Consider the following 16,907-nt stretch of genomic DNA (forward strand, 5'->3'; position numbering starts at 1 on the left):
AATCACCGTTTGCTTTTGATGATGGTGCCCAGGCCCTGCAGATAGGCCACCAGCGCGTCCATTTCGGTTTTGCCCTTCACTGCGTCTTTTGCACCGGCGATGTCTTCGTCGGTGTAAGGGACGCCGAGCGTGCGCAAGACTTCCATTTTCTTCGCGGTGTCTTTGCCGTCGAGCTTGTTTTCCACGAGGAACGGGTAACCCGGCATTTTCGACTCAGGTACAACGTTGCGCGGGTTGTACAAGTGCGCACGCTGCCAGTCATCGGAGTAACGACCGCCTACGCGGGCCAGGTCCGGACCGGTACGCTTGGAACCCCACAGGAACGGGTGGTCCCAAACGCTTTCACCGGCTACCGAGTAGTGGCCGTAACGTTCGGTTTCAGCGCGGAACGGACGGATCATCTGCGAGTGGCAGCCGACACAACCGTTGGCGATATAGATGTCACGGCCTTCCAGTTCAAGGGCGGTACGAGGCTTCATGCCCTCGACCGGCTTGTTGGTGACGTCCTGGAAAAACAGCGGAACGATCTGGGTCAGGCCGCCAATGCTGACGGCGATGACCATGAAGAAGGCCAGCAGGCCAATATTCTTCTCGACTGCTTCATGCTTCATCAGTGAGCTCCAACTACGGCAATCTTGGCGGCGGCTTCGGCTTCAGCCGGGTTCGAGGCACGTACGGTACGGAATACGTTGTAGGCCATGAACAGCATGCCGGTGGCGAAGAACGCACCGCCGAGGGCGCGAACGATGAAGCCAGGGTGGCTGGCTTGCAGCGCCTCAACGAACGAGTAGGTCAGGGTGCCGTCGTCGTTGATTGCACGCCACATCAGGCCCTGGGTGATGCCGTTGACCCACATCGAGGCGATGTAGAGCACGGTACCGATGGTCGCGAGCCAGAAGTGGGTGTTGATCAGGCCAGTGCTGTGCATCTGCTGGCGACCGAACAGTTTCGGGATCATGTGGTAGATCGCGCCGATCGAGATCATCGCTACCCAGCCCAAGGCGCCGGCGTGTACGTGGCCGATGGTCCAGTCAGTGTAGTGAGACAGCGAGTTGACGGTCTTGATGGCCATCATCGGGCCTTCGAACGTCGACATGCCGTAGAACGCCAGGGATACGACCAGGAAACGCAGGATCGGGTCGGTGCGCAGCTTATGCCAGGCGCCCGACAGGGTCATCATGCCGTTGATCATGCCGCCCCAGCTCGGTGCCAGCAGGATGATCGACATCGCCATGCCCAGGGACTGAGCCCAGTCCGGCAGTGCGGTGTAGTGCAGGTGGTGAGGACCGGCCCAGATGTACAGGGTGATCAGTGCCCAGAAGTGCACGATCGACAGGCGATACGAGTAGATCGGACGCTCGGCCTGTTTAGGCACGAAGTAGTACATCATCCCCAGGAAGCCGGTGGTCAGGAAGAAACCTACCGCGTTGTGGCCGTACCACCACTGGATCATGGCATCGGTCGCACCGGCGTAGGCCGAGTAGGACTTGAAGAAACTGACCGGCAGGGAGGCGTGGTTGACGATGTGCAGCATCGCCGTCACGACGATGAAGGCACCGTAGAACCAGTTGCCCACATAAATGTGCTTGGTCTTGCGCTTGACGATGGTGCCGAAGAACACCAGACCGTAGGTGACCCAGACGATAGCCAGCAGGATAGCCAGGGGCCATTCCAGTTCCGCGTATTCCTTGGTGGTGGTGTAACCCAGCGGCAAGGTAACGATCGCACCGACGATCACCGCTTGCCAACCCCAGAAGGTGAAGGCCGCAAGGCTGTCGGAAATCAGTCGCGTTTGGCAGGTTCGCTGCACGACATAATAAGAAGTGGCAAACAATGCACATCCACCGAAGGCGAAAATCACCAGGTTGGTGTGCAGTGGGCGCAGGCGTCCAAAGCTCGTCCACGGCAGGTCGAAGTTCAACTCCGGCCAGACCAGTTGCGAGGCGATGAAGACACCGAGCCCCATGCCAAGGATCCCCCAGACCACCGTCATGATGGCGAACTGGCGGACTACCTTATAGTTATAAGCAGTCGGACTGATTGCTGTGCTCATTCTAAGGTTCCACGGTTTGGGTGTTTTATTAGGGATAAAAATCGGCCGCAAGTATGGAGAAAGCGGGGGGTCATTGCAACGCGCCATGACCTGGGTCAATGCTTTCAAATGCTGATTCTGCGGCCTTTCCATGCGCCGCGTAGGGACAAAATTGCCCAAGAGCAAAATGTCTCGGCGGACGAAAGAGGCGAGGGGGTCGGGTCAGTTGTAACTGGGCGTGTTCAAACGAGGCGCGCAGGTGACAGACGGCAACTTGCGCGACAGCCGGTATCTACCAGCCTTTGCGGCCTGTCATCGAACAGATTCGTCGAACGCATCCGGTACGGTTGACCTGTGACCGGCTGTTGCCAGTCCGCTTCGGAGCTAGCTTAGACGTGAATCCACCGAACGGAAAGGCGGACCTTCGAGGGGTGCGACAATGGGTCGCAAAGGGGCAGGGAACTGCCGCATCCGAGCGATGCGGCAGTGGAGCGGTCAAGATTTATTCGCTTTTGCCTTCAGCTTGCAGCGGTTGCGCATTCGCACCGTGAGACAGGCTGTACACATAAGCGGCCAGCAGTTGCACCTTGTCGTTGCCCAGCAGTTCGTTCTGCGCCGGCATGTGCCCCTGGCGACCATGGCGAATGGTCTGTTGCAGCTGGGCCAGGCTGGTGCCGTAGATGAACGCCGCCGGTTGCGTCAGGTTGGGCGCGCCCATCATTTCCATGCCTTGGCCTTTTGCCCCGTGACACGCTACGCAAGTGGTGCTGAACGCTTGCTGTCCGGCGACAAGGTCGGCGCCGCTGTCTGCCGGCAGCGGCAGGCCGGCCAGTTCGTGACGAACATAAGCCGCGACGTTTTTCACCCCGGCATCGCCCAGCACATCACCCCAGGCTGGCATCGCTGCCATCCGGCCACCCATGATGGTGGTCTTGATGGCTTCGGCACTGCCGCCCCAGCGCCAGGCGCTGTCGGCCAGGTTAGGGAAGCCGAACGCACCCTTGGCATCCGAGCCGTGGCACACCGAGCAGTTGGAGGCGAACAGGCGACCGCCCATTTTCAGTGCTTGCGGGTCTTTTGCCACTTCTTCCACGGGCATGGCTGCAAACTTGGCGAAGATCGGCCCGAACTTCGCGTCGGCCTTGGCCATTTCCTTTTCCCACTCGTGGGCGCCCGTCCAGCCGTTCTCGTAACCGGGCAGAATGCCTTTCCAGTTGCCCAGGCCCGGATAGAGGATCAAGTAGCCGACGGCAAACACCAGGGTGCCGGCGAACAACAGGAACCACCATTGTGGCAATGGATTGTCGTATTCCTCGATGCCGTCGAAGGCATGGCCCATGGTCTGGTCGACACTGCCCTTGGTTTCGCCCTTGCGGGTGCCGATCAATAGCCAGGTCAGGCCGATCAGGCTGCCGATGGTCAGTACGCAGATCCACGTACTCCAGAAGGTCGTCATGGCCGAATGCTCCTTGTTGCAGGCTCTTGAGAGTGAGCGTCATCTGGTTGAATCAGCGGCTCGTCGGCGAACGGCAGCAGCCGTGCCTGGGCGAACTCCGGATTGCGTTTGCTGTTGAACACCCACAGCGACAGGCCGATGAAGGCGATCATCACCACCAGCGTACCCAGGCCGCGGATCATTCCTGTATCGAGTTCAAAACCCATGGCTCACCTCTTGCTCTTGATCGCAGTGCCCAGCACTTGCAGGTAGGAGACCAGTGCGTCCATCTCGGTCTTGCCCTTGAGGGTCGCGACTGAGCCTGCGATGTCTTCGTCGGTGTACGGAACGCCAAGGGTGCGCATGACCTTGATCTTGGTTTCGGTGTTGCTGCTGTCCACCGGCTGGGTGACCAGCCACGGGTAGGCGGGCATCTTCGATTCCGGTACCACGTTGCGCGGGTTGTACAGGTGCGCGCGGTGCCAGTCATCGGAGTAGCGGCCGCCGACACGGGCCAGATCCGGACCGGTGCGCTTGGAACCCCACAGGAACGGGTGATCCCAAACGCTTTCACCGGCCACCGAGTAGTGGCCGTAGCGCTCGGTCTCGGCGCGGAACGGGCGGACCATCTGCGAGTGGCACTGTACGCAACCCTCGCGGATGTAGATGTCACGGCCTTCCAGCTGCAGAGCGGTATAGGGCTTCATGCCGGCGACCGGTTTGTTGGTGACGTCCTGGAAGAACAGCGGGACGATCTGGGTCAGACCGCCGATGCTCACCGCAAACACCATCAGCAGCAGGAGCAGGCCGACGTTTTTCTCAATCGTTTCGTGTTTCATGGCGGACTCCTCAGGCCATCTGCGCTGCGGCGGCGATTTCGGCTGGTTGTGCCTCACGCACGGTGCGCCAGGTGTTGTAGGCCATCAGGAACATGCCGCTCAGGAAGATAGCGCCACCCACCAACCGAACGATGAAGCCAGGGTGGCTGGCCACCAGGGTTTCGACGAAGGAGTAGGTCAGGGTGCCGTCTTCGTTGATCGCGCGCCACATCAGGCCCTGGGCAATGCCGTTGACCCACATCGACGCGATGTAGAGCACGGTGCCGATGGTGGCGAGCCAGAAGTGCGCGTTGATCAGGCCTATGCTGTGCATCTGCTGGCGGCCGAAGATTTTCGGGATCATGTGGTACAGCGCGCCGATGGAAATCATCGCTACCCAGCCCAGGGCGCCGGCGTGTACGTGGCCGATGGTCCAGTCGGTGTAGTGGGAGAGGGCGTTGACGGTCTTGATGGCCATCATCGGGCCTTCGAAGGTCGACATGCCGTAGAACGCCAGGGACACCACCAAAAAGCGCAGGATCGGGTCGCTGCGCAGCTTATGCCAGGCACCCGACAGGGTCATCATGCCGTTGATCATGCCGCCCCAGCTCGGTGCCAGCAGAATCAGCGACATCACCATGCCCAGGGACTGGGCCCAGTCCGGCAGTGCGGTGTAGTGCAGGTGGTGAGGACCGGCCCAGATGTACAGGGTGATCAGTGCCCAGAAGTGCACGATCGACAGGCGATAGGAGTACACCGGGCGCTCGGCCTGTTTCGGCACGAAGTAGTACATCATCCCCAGAAAGCCTGCGGTCAGGAAGAAACCGACCGCGTTGTGGCCGTACCACCACTGCACCATCGCATCGGTTGCACCGGCGTAGGCGGAGTAGGACTTGGTCAGGCTCACCGGCAGTTCGGCGTTGTTGACGATGTGCAGGATGGCGACGGTGATGATGAAGGCACCGAAGAACCAGTTACCGACGTAGATGTGCTTGGTCTTGCGCTTCATCAGCGTGCCGAAGAACACGATGGCGTAGGCAACCCAGACAATGGTGATCAGGATATCGATCGGCCATTCCAGCTCGGCGTACTCCTTGGAGCTGGTGTAACCCAGCGGCAGGGTGATGGCCGCCAGCACGATCACCAATTGCCAGCCCCAGAAGGTGAACGCAGCGATTTTCGGCGCGAACAGCTGGGTCTGGCAGGTGCGTTGCACGGAATAGAACGAGGCGGCAAACAGGGCGCAGCCGCCAAAGGCGAAGATCACCGCGTTGGTGTGCAGCGGGCGCAAGCGACCGAAGCTGGTCCACGGTAAATCGAAGTTCAGTTCGGGCCAGACCAATTGAGCTGCGAGAAAAACCCCGAGCCCCATGCCGACGATGCCCCACACCACCGTCATAATGGCGAATTGGCGGACCACCTTGTAGTTATAGGCGGTACTTAAAGAAGTGTTCATGGTTCCCCATCCACGGTTCAGCCGAAGTGAAGCGTCCGCGCAAGGCGATGACGCTCCCTTCGCCTGGAGTTATAGGCAGATTAAAAGCGAGGCAAGCATGGACAAAGAGCACGGGGCCAGTATTGACGGGGATCAATGGGCGCAGTGTGTACGCGAGCAGGGATGGCTGTGGAATCGCGCCAGCGAGCCGCTGTCGGACGCGGCGCCGACCCTGATCCTGGCCCATGGCGCGGGCGCACCGATGGACAGCGATTTCATGAGTGACATCGCTGCACGCCTTGCCGCCCGTGGCATCAACGTGCTGCGCTTCGAGTTCCCGTACATGGCCCAGCGACGTATCGACGGCGGCAAGCGCCCACCCAACCCTGCGCCGAAACTGCTGGAGTGTTGGCGCGAGGTGTATCTCGTGGTGCGACGCCATGTCACTGGGCGTCTGGCGATCGGTGGCAAGTCCATGGGCGGGCGGATGGCCAGTCTACTGGCCGATGAATTGGGCGCGGACGGGCTGGTGTGCCTGGGCTATCCGTTTTATGCGGTGGGCAAGCCGGAGAAACCCCGGGTGGAGCATCTGGCCGGACTCAAGACCCCGACCTTGATTGTGCAGGGTGAGAGGGATGCATTGGGCAACTGCCAGGCGGTGGAGGGCTACACACTGTCGCCGAACATCGAACTGATGTGGCTGGTGGCAGGGGATCATGACTTGAAGCCGTTGAAGGCTTCCGGGTTTAGCCATGAGCAGCATCTGGAAGCGGCGGCTGCGAAGGTCGCAGGCTTTTTACAGGGCTTGTGATGGTCGTTTCCACGCTCTGCGTGGGGACGCCGCCAAGGACGACGCAGAGCGTGGGAACGAAGGAGGGTGACAGGCCTAGCGGTTAAACCGCTGCACCAACGAATACTGGGTATTGGCTGTCCGGGTCAGCTCTTCACTCAACAGCGCCGAGTTCTGTGCCTGTTCCGAGGTGTGGTCGGCCAGTTGGGAAATGTTGCTGATGTTGCGGCTGATCTCTTCGGCGACCGCGCTCTGCTCTTCGGTCGCGGCGGCGATCTGGGTGGTCATGTCGGTGATGTTGGCCACCGCTTCACTGATGCCGACCAGCGCCTGGTCTGCTTCCAGGACCCGTGCCACACCTTCTTCAGCCTGACGGTGCCCGGCTTCCATGGTCTGTACCGCGGTGCTGGCGGTTTGCTGGAGCTTGGCGATCAGGCTGTGGATCTGCCCGGTCGATTCAGCGGTGCGTTGTGCCAGCTGTCGAACTTCGTCGGCCACTACCGCAAAGCCACGTCCCATCTCGCCGGCGCGAGCCGCTTCGATGGCGGCGTTCAAGGCCAGCAGGTTGGTCTGGTCGGCAATGCCTTTGATCACATCGACCACGCCACCGATTTCGTCGCTGTCCTTGGCCAGTTGGGTGACGGTGAGGCCGGTCTCTCCCACCACCGCCGACAGGCGCTGGATGGCGTCGCGGGTTTCGCCGGCGATGTCGCGGCCGCGCCCTGTCAGGCGATTGGCTTCCTGGGTGGCGTCAGCCGTGCGCTGCACGTGGCTGGCAACTTCCTGGGTAGTGGCGGCCATCTGGTTGACGGCGGTGGCCACTTGCTCGGTTTCGACGCGCTGGCGCTCCAGGCCGCTGGAACTGTTGTGTGCCAGGGTATCGGATTGGCGCGCCTGGTCGGTCAGGTGCTCGGCGGTGTCCTGCAGACGGGTCAGGCAGGTCCTGAGGCGAGCTTCCTGGCTGAGGATCGACATCTCAAGGCGCGCCTGGGCACCGCGACTGTCGGTGTACATCTGCGCGATCAGCGGATCGGAGGTGGTCTGTTCGGCCAGGCGCAGCAGGCGCTTGATGCCGCGTTGTTGCCAGCCCAGCCCCAGCAGGCCCAGTGGCACGCAAAGGCCGGCGGCCAGGGCAAAGCCCCATTGCGAGTTCAGCGTGGCGCCGATCATGAAGCTCAACTGGCTGACCAGAATGAACGGCAGCCAGTCCTGCAACACCGGCAACCATGTGTCGCGTTTAGGGATAGCTGACTTGCCCTGGTTGATGCGTTGATAGAGCGCTTCGGCGCGGCGGATCTGTTCGGCGGTGGGCTTGACCCGCACCGACTCGTAACCGACCACCTGATTGCCGTCGAACACCGGTGTGACATAGGCGTTCACCCAGTAGTGGTCACCGGTCTTGCAGCGATTCTTGACAATGCCCATCCATGGCAAGCCTTGTTTCAGTGTGCCCCACATGTGCGCGAACACCGCTGCCGGAACGTCGGGGTGACGGACCAGGTTGTGCGGTGCACGGATCAGCTCCTCACGAGAAAACCCGCTGATCTCGACGAAGGCGTCGTTGCAGTAGGTGATCACGCCCTTGGCATCGGTTGTGGAAATCAACCGTTGCTGAGCCGGGAAGGTCCGTTCGCGTTGTGTAATGGGCTGGTTATTACGCATGGCTTTTTCAATCCGCAAGGCTTTGACAGGGTGTCGGCATGGCGGGCGAATTATTGAAAATTTTTTTCAATTGTTGGCACTGCGTCGCAAAACGACCGATGCGTCAGCGGGCGAGCATCGGGTAGCTGAACAAACCGAAATGCAGCAGGTTCAGGCCAAAGTGCGTGGCGATCGCGGCAGCCAGCCCGCCGAAGCGATAGGCCAGGCCATAACCGATGCCGGCCAGGCCTGCGAGCAGTACCCACTGCCAGCCCGCGCCCAGGTGCGCCAGGCCGAACAACAACGAGGCGAGTAGCAACGCCAGGAGCTCGCCATAAGGCAGGTGCTTGAAGTGCCGGCTCAGGCCGCCTTGAATGTAACCACGAAACAGGGCTTCCTCGACCAGGGTCACCAGCAACAGATTGTTGAGCACCCACAGCCAGGCCTGATCCGGCCATTTCGGTGCCCAGTTGATCATACCCAGCAACAGCGCACCGCCAAGACCCAGCGTTGCGCTCAGGATCAATGCCGCGGCTGTGGCACGAATGGCCTGGGGCAGCGAGCGCCGGCCGATGATCCACGGGCAGACCAGCAACAGCCAGAAGCCGATCAGTGGTTTGTCCAGGTTCAGGTACAGGACGAAGGTGGTGGCGTCGTCGGTGAAACGCTGCGGGTCGATCCCGCGGCCATTGTAGAAACCGGGCAGCCAGTGCAGCGCCAGTGCCAGGCTCATCACGATGAACAAGGCGTGGCCCAGGTAGCGACCGATGAGCACCTGTCGCTGATGTACGGCATAACCGGCGAACAGCAACAGGCTGAAGGAGATGACCGCCAACCCGCCGAGTCGACCATAGGCCAGCGCCATGCCGTAACCCATGGAGAGGAGTGCCAGGTACGTCCATGGCAAGGCAAGCATGTGCAGTCCTTACGCGCCCACGGGGCGGGGGTGTTTGCGGGGACGCAATTATAAACAGCGGACCTGCAAAGACGCCGCCCTGAGGCGCAATGCTGTTCAGTTAACGATAGGGTTGCTCAATACATCTCCCGTGGCGAGCGAGCTTGCTCGCGCTGGGCTGCGCAGCAGCCCCAAAAACTATCGCCGAGTTCGTTCAGAAAGACCGCAGTCACTTTGTTGGGGGCGCTTCACGCCCCAGCGCGAGCAAGCTCGCTCGCCACGGGTCTCTCGCTCGCTTCAAGCGTTTCTTAACTGAACAGCATTACGCCCTGAGGCGGTGTCTTTACTGGAGAAATGTTACGAGGCAATCAATTGCCGCAGCACGTAGTGCAGAATCCCTCCCGCCTTGAAGTACTCCACTTCGTTGAGCGTGTCGATCCGGCACAGCACTTCGATTTTTTCGCTGCTGCCGTCCTCACGGGTGATCACCAAGGGCAGGTTCATTCGTGGCGTGAGCTCGACCTGGCTCAGGCCCTCAATGCTGAATGTCTCGTTGCCGGTGAGGTTGAGGCTCTTGCGGTTCTGATCGAGCTTGAACTGCAGCGGCAGGACGCCCATGCCCACCAGGTTGGAGCGGTGGATCCGCTCAAAGCTTTCGGCGATGACTGCCTTGACCCCCAGAAGGTTGGTGCCCTTGGCGGCCCAGTCGCGGCTGGAGCCGGTGCCGTATTCCTGGCCTGCGATCACCACCAGCGGGGTGCCCTCGGCTTGATAGCGCATGGCGGCATCGTAGATGGTCAGTTTCTCGCCGCTGGGCATGTGCAAGGTGTTGCCGCCTTCTTCGCCGCCAAGCATTTCGTTGCGGATCCGGATATTGGCGAAGGTGCCGCGCATCATCACCTCATGGTTGCCGCGCCGTGAGCCATAGGAGTTGAAGTCTCGCGGCTCCACGCCTTGTTCGCGCAGGTAGTGGCCGGCCGGGCTGTCGACCTTGATGTTGCCGGCAGGGGAGATGTGGTCGGTGGTTACCGAGTCGCCGAGCAGGGCCAGGATCCGGGCGTCGCGGATGTCCTCGATCACCGGCGGGGGGCCGGCGATGTCGTCGAAGAACGGCGGGTGCTGGATGTAGGTCGAGTCCTTCTGCCAGACATACGTGGCGGCCTGCGGAACCTGGATGGCTTGCCACTGTGCGTCGCCGGCAAACACTTCGGCGTACTCCTTGTGGAACATGGCGGTGTTGACCTGATTCACCGCGTCGGCAATCTCCTGGGTGCTGGGCCAGATATCCCGCAGGTACACCGGGTTGCCGTCCTTGTCGTTGCCCAGGGACTCGCTGCTGATATCGATGCGCACGGTGCCGGCCAGTGCATAGGCCACCACCAGGGGCGGGGAGGCCAGCCAGTTGGTTTTCACCAGCGGATGCACCCGGCCTTCGAAGTTGCGGTTGCCGGACAGGACCGAGGCCACGGTGAGGTCAGAGCTCTGGATGGCTTTTTCAATCGGTTCGGGCAACGGTCCGGAGTTGCCGATGCAGGTGGTGCAGCCATAGCCGACCAGGGCAAAACCCAGTTGGTCGAGGTACTGGGTCAGGCCGGCAGCCTTGTAATAGTCGGTAACCACCTTGGAACCTGGGGCCAGCGAGCTCTTGACCCAGGGTTTGCGCTTGAGGCCTTTTTCCACGGCTTTTTTCGCCACCAACCCTGCCGCCATCATCACGCTCGGGTTGGAGGTGTTGGTGCAGGAAGTGATGGCGGCGATGACCACGGCGCCGTTTTTCAAGCGGTGGGTGTAGCCCTCAAAATGGTAATCGGCTTCACCGATCAGGTCGGCATTGCCCACGGCAACGCCACCGCCGCCTTCGCTTTCCAGGCGAGATTCTTCCTTGCTGGTGGGTTTGATCTGCAGCCCCAGGAAGTCATTGAACGCCTGCTCGACATTCGGCAGCGACACCCGGTCCTGTGGGCGTTTCGGCCCCGCCAGGCTGGCTTCGACGCTGCCCATGTCCAGCGCCAGGCTGTCGCTGAACACCGGTTCCTTGCCCGGCAGGCGCCACAGGCCCTGGGCCTTGCAGTAGGCCTCCACCAGCTTGACCACCGCCGTGGGACGGCCGGACAGGCGCAGGTAGTCCAGCGTCACCTCATCCACCGGGAAGAACCCGCAGGTGGCGCCGTACTCCGGGGCCATGTTGGCGATGGTCGCGCGGTCGGCCAGCGGCAGATCGGCAAGGCCGTCACCATAGAACTCGACGAACTTGCCCACCACGCCTTTCTTGCGCAGCATCTGGGTAACGGTCAGCACCAGGTCGGTGGCGGTGATGCCTTCCTTGAGCTTGCCGGTGAGCTTGAAGCCGATCACTTCCGGGATCAGCATCGACACGGGCTGGCCGAGCATCGCCGCCTCTGCCTCGATACCGCCCACGCCCCAGCCGAGTACGCCGAGGCCGTTGATCATGGTGGTGTGGGAGTCGGTGCCCACCAGGGTATCCGGGAAGGCATAAGTGCGGCCGTCTTCGTCCTTGGTCCACACCGTGCGCCCCAGGTACTCCAGGTTCACCTGGTGACAGATTCCGGTGCCGGGGGGGACCACGCTGAAGTTGTCGAAGGCACTTTGCCCCCAGCGCAGGAAGGCATACCGCTCGCCGTTGCGCTGCATCTCGATGTCGACGTTCTGTTCAAAGGCGTGGCTACTGGCGAACTTGTCGACCATCACCGAGTGGTCGATCACCAGGTCAACCGGCGACAGTGGATTGATCCGCTGCGGGTCGCCACCAGCCTTGGCCATGGCGGCGCGCATGGCGGCCAGGTCGACCACGGCCGGGACGCCGGTGAAGTCCTGCATCAGGACCCGTGCGGGGCGGTACTGGATTTCCCGGTCGCTGCGGCGTTCCTTGAGCCAGGCGGCGATGGCCCTGAGGTCGGCGCCGGTGACGGTCTTGTCATCTTCCCAGCGCAACAGGTTTTCCAGCAGGACTTTGAGCGACATCGGTAGTTTGTCGAGATTGCCCAGGCTCCTGGCGGCGTGCGGCAGGCTGAAATAGTGGTAGGTCTTGTCGTCTATTTCCAGTGTCTCAAGGGTTTTCAGGCTATCGAGGGACGGCATTGAAATGACTCCTTTGGGTCCGCACGGCTACGGACTGACGGAACGGACAGAGCTTTAAACCTAGCCCTGTTTCAAGTAGCTGGCTAATAACCGGACTCTATGGGCAGGTCCAGCGTTGCGAAGTCAGCTATCATGCGCCGGTTTTCGTGACAGGCTTTGCTACAGGGCAAGTTTGCGCGCATTTGCCCAGGAGATTTAATGAACATCCTCTTTATGCATTGCCGGCCAGGCTTCGAAGGTGAAGTCTGCTCCGAGATAGCCGAGCACGCCGCGCGCTTGAACGTGGCCGGTTATGCCAAGGCCAAGACCGGTGCTGCGTGCGCCGAGTTTGTCTGCACGGAAGAAGACGGCGCCGAACGCTTGATGCGCGGCCAGCGTTTCGCGCAGTTGATCTTCCCGCGACAATGGGCCCGCGGGATGTTTATCGACTTGCCGGAAACCGACCGCATCAGCGTGATCCTGGCGCACATGGCGGATTTCCCGGTGTGCGGCAGCCTGTGGCTGGAAATGGTCGACACCAACGACGGCAAAGAACTGTCGAATTTCTGCAAAAAGTTCGAAGTCCATCTGCGCAAGGCGCTGATGGCTGCCGGCAAGCTGGTGGAAGATGCCCACAAGCCGCGTCTGTTGCTGACCTTCAAAAGCGGCCGTGAAGTGTTCATGGGTCTGGCCGAGTCCAACAACTCGGCCATGTGGCCGATGGGCATTCCGCGCTTGAAGTTCCCCCGTGAAGCGCCAAGCCGCTCCACCTTGAAGCTGGAAGAGGCCTGGCACCACTTTATCCCACGTGATCAGTGGGACGAGCGCCTGCACAGTGACATGACGGGTGTCGATCTGGGTGCCGCCCCTGGTGGCTGGACCTGGCAACTGGTCAACCGCGGCATGCTGGTGACCGCCATCGACAACGGTCCGATGGCCGAAAGCCTGATGGACACCGGGCTGGTGCAGCACTTGATGGCCGACGGCTTCACCTTCAAGCCCAAACAGCCGGTGGACTGGATGGTCTGCGACATCGTCGAGAAGCCGGCGCGTAACGCGGCGATGCTGGAAGAGTGGATCGGTGAAGGACATTGCCGCGAAGCAGTGGTCAACCTCAAGCTGCCGATGAAACAGCGCTATGCCGAAGTGAAGCGCTTGCTCGAGCGTATCGAGGAAGGTTTCAAGGCCCGTGGCATCAAGGTCGATATCGGCTGCAAGCAGCTGTACCACGACCGTGAAGAAGTGACCTGTCATTTGCGTCGGCATGATGTGAGCAAGCCGAAGAGACGCTGATTTTCGCGGACCAGGCTTTTGTGGCGAGGGAGCTTGCTCCCGCTGGGCTGCAAAGCAGCCCTGAAATCAACGACCCCGTATCATCAGGCGCACGGTACGAACAGGTTTTGCGGCGGCGTTGCCCCGAGCGCGGACCGGCCGAGCGGGAGCAAGCTCCCTCGCCACAGGTACAGTTTGCATGCGCTGTTAACGCATCCGGTTTTGCGCGACAATGCCGGCCAGTTTCAGGAGTTAACCATGAGTGAAATGATCAATGCGCCGGTAGACGGCACCCTCGACGCCACTGGCCTCAATTGCCCGGAACCGGTGATGATGCTGCACCAGCACATCCGCGACCTGGTGCCTGGCGGCCTGCTCAAGGTGATTGCCACTGATCCGTCGACCCGTCGCGACATTCCCAAGTTTTGCGTGTTTCTCGACCATGAGCTGGTCGGGCAGCATGAAGACGCCGGGACCTTTCTGTACTGGATCCGCAAGAAGTCCAATTAACGGACCCAAAAAGAAGGCCTGCGTTTGCAGGCCTTCTTTTTTTCGATCATTAATTCGCCCGTTGACTGATGCGTATCCGCTTGCGTGAACTGCGCGCCAGGCGGATCGACAGCATCAGCGCCGCGCAACTCAAGCCGGCAATCAACCCCTCCCACAACCCGCTCGGGCCGCTGGCCGGGCCGAACCAGTCGGTCAGCCCCAGTACGTAGCCCACCGGCAAACCAATGCCCCAGTAGGCAAATAGCGTCAGGATCATGGTCACCCGGGTGTCCTGGTAGCCGCGCAAGGCACCCGCGCAGATCACCTGGATCGCATCGGAGAACTGGTACAGCGCGGCATACACGATCAGCATCGAGGCGATCTGGATCACCGCCTTGTCGGGGGTGTAGATCGAGGCGATAGGCTCGCGCAGCAGCAGGATCAGACTCGCCGAGAACGCCGCGAACACCAGTGCCGCGCCCAGCCCGACCTTGGCCGCGAAGCGCGCCTGATACGGGTCGCCGGCCCCCAGCGCCTGGCCCACTCGCACGGTGACCGCCATGCCCAGTGAATAAGGAATCATGAACAGCAACGAACTGATGTTCAGGGCAATCTGGTGCCCGGCCACCACGGTCGAGCCGAGGCTGCCGATCAGCAGGGCAATGACCGCGAAGATGCTGGACTCGGCGAAGACGGCGATACCAATCGGCAAGCCGATGCTGACCAGGCGCTTGATCACGGCCCACTGCGGGCGATCAAAGCGCACCAGCACGCGGGTACGGGCATAGAAGGGCGCCCAGCGGGTCCATCCGGCCATGCTCAGGGCCATGAACCACATGACGATGCCGCTGGCCCAGCCACAGCCGACGCCACCCAGGGCAGGCAGGCCGAAATGGCCATAGATCAGCGCATAGTTCAGCGGGATGTTGAGCAACAGGCCGCACAGGCCAATGACCATGCTTGGGCGGGTGCGGCCCATGCCATCGCTGTAGCAGCGCAGTACGTAATAGAAGGCAATGCCCGGCAAGCCGAAGGCGATACCGTGCAGGTAGCCCATGCTCGGTTCGATCAACTGTGGGTCGACTTTCATCCAGTGCAGGATCGGCTCTGCGCTGAGCAGCAGGCCGCTGCCCATCAGTCCGACACAGAGTGCCAGCCACAAAGCCTGGCGTGCCAGCGGACCGATCTCATCGTACTGCCCTGCGCCAAAGCGTTGGGCGATCTTGGGTGTGGTCGCCAGCAGAACGCCGGACATCAACAGGTAAATCGGGATCCAGATCGAATTGCCCAGGGCCACCGCAGCCAGGTCCCGTGGGCTGACCCTGCCGGCCATCACCGCATCGACGAAACCCATGGCCGTGGTAGCCAGCTGCGCGATGATGATCGGCACGGCCAGGCCAAGCAGCCCTTTGAGCTCCAGGCGAACCCGGGCCGGACGGGGGAGGGAAGTAGCGGCGAGGCTGTCAGTCACAGAATTCACAGGCGAAGCGTCCAGAAGGTGTTGATGCGCAAGGCGACGCATTCTACGCGTTTGACGCAACGGTCAGGAAAACTCCCGTGTTAGGGATTTGTAAACCCCGACTGACGGGAGCTGCGCTACACTGCCGATCCGCCAAAGGAGCCTGCCATGCTGATTGTTGCCGACGAAAATATCCCGCTGCTCGATGCCTTTTTTCAAGGGTTCGGTGAAATCCGCCGTGTGCCGGGACGCTCCATCGACCGTGCCACGGTCGAGCAGGCCGATGTGCTGCTGGTGCGCTCGGTGACCAACGTCAGTCGCGCGTTGCTCGAAGACAGCAAGGTACGGTTTGTCGGCACCTGCACCATCGGCACGGATCACCTGGATCTGGATTATTTCCAGCAGGCCGGCATCACCTGGTCCAGTGCGCCGGGTTGCAATGCGCGAGGGGTGGTCGATTACGTGCTCGGCAGTCTGCTGACCCTGGCCGAGATCGAAGGCGTGACGTTGACCGAGCGCACCTATGGCGTGGTCGGGGCCGGTGAGGTGGGCGGGCGACTGGTCAAGGTGCTCAAGGGGCTGGGCTGGAACGTGCTGGTCTGCGATCCGCCGCGCCAGGCCGTCGAAGGCGGCGATTACGTCAGCCTGGAACAGATCGTTGCACAGTGTGACGTCATCAGCTTGCACACCCCGCTGACCAGGAATACCGAGCAGCCAACCTGGCATCTGTTCGATGAACAACGTTTGCGGCAGCTCAAGCCAGGCGCCTGGCTGATCAACGCCAGCCGTGGCCCGGTGGTGGACAACAACGCGTTGCGCGAAGTCTTGCTGGAGCGCGAGGACCTGCAAGCGGTGCTGGATGTGTGGGAGGGCGAGCCGAGTGTGGATATTGCCCTGGCGGAACTGTGCGTGATCGCCACCCCGCATATCGCCGGCTACAGCCTGGATGGCAAGCAGCGCGGGACCGCGCAGATCTACCAGGCGCTTTGCCAGTTCCTTGGCCAGCCCGCGACGGTTTCCCTGGATGATCTGCTGCCGGCGCCGTGGCTGGCACAGGTCGGCCTGAACGCCAGCAGTGACCCGGCCTGGGCCCTGGCGATGCTGTGCCGCGGGGTGTACGACCCGCGCCGTGACGATGCAGACTTCCGTCGCAGCCTGGTCGTCAGCGGTGCCGAACAACGCATGGCATTCGACCTGTTACGCAAGCACTACCCGGAGCGACGCGAGATTGACGGGCTGAAGGTGCGGATTGAGGGCGATTCGCCAGCGTTACGGCAGATCGTGACGGCGCTGGGCGCGCAAGCAGTCTGAGTCATTCGCGTCCATAAAAAACCCGGCCTATAGGGGCCGGGTCGGAAGACGTAAGGCTATGTATCAATCTTGCTTGGCAGGCTTGACTAATCGCTGTTCCAGTTCGCGGCAAGCGCTCTGGATCATGGCTTCAGTGATCGGTACTTCGCGGCCCTGAGCATCAATAATCGAGCACCCCAGAGACTGGTCTGGCTGCGTGCGGATCACTTGAATCTTGTCATCGCTGCTGTGTTGCAAGGACATGGCCTGTCT

Annotated in this window: 15 protein-coding genes; 4 read left to right on the forward strand and 11 right to left on the reverse strand. The window is 61.4% G+C overall.

What is annotated here, in order from left to right:
- Positions 1-2: 2 nt before the first annotated feature.
- The 6 genes from ccoO (AC3WQN_RS07085) to ccoN (AC3WQN_RS07110) all read right to left on the reverse strand — a co-directional run bounded on the left by ccoO (AC3WQN_RS07085) (position 3) and on the right by ccoN (AC3WQN_RS07110) (position 5,741).
- The gene (ccoO, locus tag AC3WQN_RS07085; protein WP_095082242.1) at positions 3-611 is read right to left on the reverse strand and encodes a cytochrome-c oxidase, cbb3-type subunit II; all 609 of its coding nucleotides are present in this window, start codon (positions 609-611) and stop codon (positions 3-5) included.
- Positions 611-2,053 (reverse strand): cytochrome-c oxidase, cbb3-type subunit I, encoded by a 1,443-nt coding sequence (gene ccoN / locus AC3WQN_RS07090; RefSeq protein WP_103400186.1) that lies wholly within the window; start codon positions 2,051-2,053, stop codon positions 611-613. Before ccoN (AC3WQN_RS07090) ends, ccoO (AC3WQN_RS07085) begins: the two co-directional genes overlap by 1 nt.
- Before the next feature lie 481 nt (positions 2,054-2,534).
- Entirely contained in the window at positions 2,535-3,488 is a 954-nt protein-coding gene (gene ccoP / locus AC3WQN_RS07095) for a cytochrome-c oxidase, cbb3-type subunit III (RefSeq protein ID WP_103400187.1), read from the reverse strand.
- Entirely contained in the window at positions 3,485-3,694 is a 210-nt protein-coding gene (locus tag AC3WQN_RS07100; RefSeq protein WP_095082245.1) for a cbb3-type cytochrome oxidase subunit 3, read from the reverse strand. The genes ccoP and AC3WQN_RS07100 overlap by 4 nt, the downstream gene beginning before the upstream one ends.
- 3 nt (positions 3,695-3,697) lie before the next feature.
- Positions 3,698-4,306: a cytochrome-c oxidase, cbb3-type subunit II gene (gene ccoO / locus AC3WQN_RS07105; RefSeq protein ID WP_095143110.1), complete on the reverse strand. Its 609-nt coding sequence runs from the start codon at positions 4,304-4,306 to the stop codon at positions 3,698-3,700.
- A gap of 10 nt (positions 4,307-4,316) precedes the next feature.
- On the reverse strand, positions 4,317-5,741 hold the full coding sequence (gene ccoN / locus AC3WQN_RS07110) for a cytochrome-c oxidase, cbb3-type subunit I (RefSeq protein ID WP_103400188.1): 1,425 nt from the start codon (positions 5,739-5,741) through the stop codon (positions 4,317-4,319).
- A 97-nt stretch (positions 5,742-5,838) separates the two neighbouring features.
- Between ccoN (AC3WQN_RS07110) and AC3WQN_RS07115 the strand changes: the two genes are divergently transcribed.
- The gene (locus tag AC3WQN_RS07115) at positions 5,839-6,531 is read left to right on the forward strand and encodes an alpha/beta family hydrolase (protein ID WP_103400189.1); all 693 of its coding nucleotides are present in this window, start codon (positions 5,839-5,841) and stop codon (positions 6,529-6,531) included.
- 75 nt (positions 6,532-6,606) lie between these two features.
- Here the strand turns inward: AC3WQN_RS07115 and AC3WQN_RS07120 are convergent, their stop codons facing one another.
- The 3 genes from AC3WQN_RS07120 to acnA form a co-directional block, all read right to left on the reverse strand.
- On the reverse strand, positions 6,607-8,172 hold the full coding sequence (locus tag AC3WQN_RS07120; protein ID WP_103400190.1) for a methyl-accepting chemotaxis protein: 1,566 nt from the start codon (positions 8,170-8,172) through the stop codon (positions 6,607-6,609).
- A gap of 103 nt (positions 8,173-8,275) precedes the next feature.
- On the reverse strand, positions 8,276-9,067 hold the full coding sequence (locus AC3WQN_RS07125) for a CPBP family intramembrane glutamic endopeptidase (RefSeq protein WP_103400191.1): 792 nt from the start codon (positions 9,065-9,067) through the stop codon (positions 8,276-8,278).
- Positions 9,068-9,403: 336 nt separating this feature from the next.
- Positions 9,404-12,145 carry an aconitate hydratase AcnA gene (acnA, locus tag AC3WQN_RS07130; RefSeq protein ID WP_103400193.1) on the reverse strand — a complete coding sequence of 914 codons (2,742 nt, stop codon included), beginning with the start codon at positions 12,143-12,145 and terminating at the stop codon, positions 9,404-9,406.
- Between the two features lie 198 nt (positions 12,146-12,343).
- Between acnA and rlmM the strand changes: the two genes are divergently transcribed.
- Complete coding sequence (rlmM, locus tag AC3WQN_RS07135; RefSeq protein WP_103400194.1) at positions 12,344-13,417, forward strand: 23S rRNA (cytidine(2498)-2'-O)-methyltransferase RlmM; 1,074 nt, start codon at positions 12,344-12,346, stop codon at positions 13,415-13,417.
- Positions 13,418-13,654: 237 nt separating this feature from the next.
- Positions 13,655-13,906 carry a sulfurtransferase TusA gene (tusA, locus tag AC3WQN_RS07140; RefSeq protein ID WP_103400195.1) on the forward strand — a complete coding sequence of 84 codons (252 nt, stop codon included), beginning with the start codon at positions 13,655-13,657 and terminating at the stop codon, positions 13,904-13,906.
- Between the two features lie 49 nt (positions 13,907-13,955).
- Here the strand turns inward: tusA and AC3WQN_RS07145 are convergent, their stop codons facing one another.
- A complete protein-coding gene (locus AC3WQN_RS07145; protein ID WP_103400227.1) occupies positions 13,956-15,365 on the reverse strand; it encodes an MATE family efflux transporter in 1,410 nt (469 codons plus the stop codon).
- A 147-nt stretch (positions 15,366-15,512) separates the two neighbouring features.
- Here AC3WQN_RS07145 and pdxB point away from each other — a divergent pair, with 147 nt between their 5' ends.
- Positions 15,513-16,655 carry a 4-phosphoerythronate dehydrogenase PdxB gene (gene pdxB / locus AC3WQN_RS07150; RefSeq protein WP_103400196.1) on the forward strand — a complete coding sequence of 381 codons (1,143 nt, stop codon included), beginning with the start codon at positions 15,513-15,515 and terminating at the stop codon, positions 16,653-16,655.
- Positions 16,656-16,718: 63 nt separating this feature from the next.
- On the opposite strand, the gene AC3WQN_RS07155 is transcribed toward pdxB, so the two are convergent.
- A complete protein-coding gene (locus AC3WQN_RS07155) occupies positions 16,719-16,898 on the reverse strand; it encodes a PA1571 family protein (protein ID WP_095082259.1) in 180 nt (59 codons plus the stop codon).
- Positions 16,899-16,907: the final 9 nt, after the last annotated feature.

The sequence above is a fragment of the Pseudomonas sp. FW300-N1A1 genome, assembly GCF_058789115.1.

Bases quoted from the DNA above. Each gene is read 5' to 3' on its own strand.
- AC3WQN_RS07120 (WP_103400190.1), bottom strand. From the start codon at position 8,172: ATGCGTAATAACCAGCCCATTACACAACGCGAACGGACCTTCCCGGCT.
- ccoO (WP_095082242.1), bottom strand. From the start codon at position 611: ATGAAGCATGAAGCAGTCGAGAAGAATATTGGCCTGCTGGCCTTCTTC.
- AC3WQN_RS07115 (WP_103400189.1), top strand. From the start codon at position 5,839: ATGGACAAAGAGCACGGGGCCAGTATTGACGGGGATCAATGGGCGCAG.
- tusA (WP_103400195.1), top strand. From the start codon at position 13,655: ATGAGTGAAATGATCAATGCGCCGGTAGACGGCACCCTCGACGCCACT.
- AC3WQN_RS07155 (WP_095082259.1), bottom strand. From the start codon at position 16,898: ATGTCCTTGCAACACAGCAGCGATGACAAGATTCAAGTGATCCGCACG.
- AC3WQN_RS07100 (WP_095082245.1), bottom strand. From the start codon at position 3,694: ATGGGTTTTGAACTCGATACAGGAATGATCCGCGGCCTGGGTACGCTG.
- ccoO (WP_095143110.1), bottom strand. From the start codon at position 4,306: ATGAAACACGAAACGATTGAGAAAAACGTCGGCCTGCTCCTGCTGCTG.
- ccoN (WP_103400186.1), bottom strand. From the start codon at position 2,053: ATGAGCACAGCAATCAGTCCGACTGCTTATAACTATAAGGTAGTCCGC.
- rlmM (WP_103400194.1), top strand. From the start codon at position 12,344: ATGAACATCCTCTTTATGCATTGCCGGCCAGGCTTCGAAGGTGAAGTC.
- ccoP (WP_103400187.1), bottom strand. From the start codon at position 3,488: ATGACGACCTTCTGGAGTACGTGGATCTGCGTACTGACCATCGGCAGC.
- pdxB (WP_103400196.1), top strand. From the start codon at position 15,513: ATGCTGATTGTTGCCGACGAAAATATCCCGCTGCTCGATGCCTTTTTT.
- ccoN (WP_103400188.1), bottom strand. From the start codon at position 5,741: ATGAACACTTCTTTAAGTACCGCCTATAACTACAAGGTGGTCCGCCAA.
- AC3WQN_RS07125 (WP_103400191.1), bottom strand. From the start codon at position 9,067: ATGCTTGCCTTGCCATGGACGTACCTGGCACTCCTCTCCATGGGTTAC.
- acnA (WP_103400193.1), bottom strand. From the start codon at position 12,145: ATGCCGTCCCTCGATAGCCTGAAAACCCTTGAGACACTGGAAATAGAC.